This window comes from Oleiphilus sp. HI0043 (genome assembly GCF_001634935.1).
This window is the reverse complement of record NZ_LWEY01001797.1, coordinates 1-1,117: the sequence shown is the minus strand read 5'-3', so window position 1 is coordinate 1,117 and position 1,117 is coordinate 1. Positions and strand designations below refer to the sequence as shown.

General features: G+C 41.5%; 1 protein-coding gene. It reads left to right on the top strand.

Features of this window, described 5'->3' with window-relative positions:
- Positions 1–824, top strand: an 824-nt coding sequence (locus tag A3729_RS27585; protein WP_197476182.1) for an FAD-dependent oxidoreductase, incomplete at its 5' end; no start/stop codon positions are given.
- Positions 825–1,117: the final 293 nt, after the last annotated feature.

Below are 1,117 nucleotides of genomic sequence, written 5' to 3'. Positions count from 1 at the left end.
CATCAATTTTTTCCGGTTTAGGTGTGAAAGTCGACCTGATTAATCCTGGCGAGAAATTACTATCATTCCTTGATGATGAGATTTCTGATGCGCTTAGCTATCACCTTCGAAACAATGGTGTTCTTGTCCGACACAACGAAACCTACGAGACAGTTGTCGGTACCGATTACGGTGTAGAGGTTACTTTCGAGTCGGGCAAAAAGATCAAAGCTGATGCTTTTCTTTGGTGTAATGGTCGCAGCGGCAATACCCAAAATCTTGGGCTAGAAAATATAGGTCTTGAAGCAAACTCACGCGGTCAGCTTTCAATTGACGACCACTATCGAACAGATGTAGAGAATATCTATGCTGTAGGTGATGTGATTGGTTGGCCAGCACTTGCTAGCGCTGCTTACGATCAAGGTCGCTCTGCTTCATCCGCTTTGCTTAACGATAGTTACTTCAGGTTTATTAATGATGTACCTACCGGTATCTATACGATCCCAGAAATTAGCTCTGTCGGTAAGAATGAAAAGGAGCTTACGGAAGCCAAAGTTCCTTATGAAGTAGGGCAGGCATTTTTCAAAGACTTGGCTAGAGCTCAGATTACCGGTGAAGCGGTCGGAATGCTTAAAATATTGTTCCATCGTGAGACCAAAAAAATATTGGGAATCCATTGCTTTGGAGATCAGGCGGCCGAAATCGTACACATCGGTCAGGCGATTATGAATCAGGAAGGTGATGCAAATACCCTAGATTACTTCATTAATACCACATTTAACTACCCAACTATGGCAGAAGCATATCGTGTTGCGGCACTAAATGGTCTTAATCGCATATTCTGATTTTAAACTTTTCGTCATTTTTCTTCGATTTGAGAGCGTTTTTTGAACGCTCTTTTTCTTTTTGTTGTCTCAGTTCACGCTTCGGAATTCCTTCATTTGTAAGACTTTTTCTGATTTTGTAGCATTAGGGATATTTTGTAATAAAGCCGACTATCGCTACAACTGACTAAACTACGTAGCCAGACATGGAAAAGTGCCGCTTATATGATAACTCAAAGGTTTAGACTGTTTTCTTGGAGCTCCCTGTTTACACTCCTTTTAATTCTTTCCGGTTGTGGCGAGGGTGATAGTAA